A 241-nucleotide genomic window follows, 5' to 3' on the forward strand; every position below is an offset into this window, starting at 1 on the left:
CGACCATTATCTCTACTTACATCATTCATCAAATGCTGGTATTTATTTCTACCAAGAACTTGCTCTAACTTCTCAAAAATCTCTCTAATAACTTTAATAACATCAAGCGCATTATCAAGGTGTTTTTTGAGGTCTTTTATAAACTCATTTGCTCTTGCTAAAGTTTCAGACATATCCTTGTTTTCTTCTCTAAGCTTACTATTTTCATTTTTAAGCTCATTCAACGCTTTACCAGACTTAA

General features: G+C 31.5%; 1 pseudogene. It reads right to left on the reverse strand.

Annotated elements, in window-relative coordinates:
* Positions 1 to 241 (reverse strand): annotated as a pseudogene (locus tag SH09_RS14215) (MobV family relaxase); the annotation flags it as partial.

The organism is Staphylococcus gallinarum, assembly GCF_000875895.1.
In the GTDB taxonomy this organism is placed as follows: Bacteria; Bacillota; Bacilli; order Staphylococcales; family Staphylococcaceae; genus Staphylococcus; species Staphylococcus gallinarum.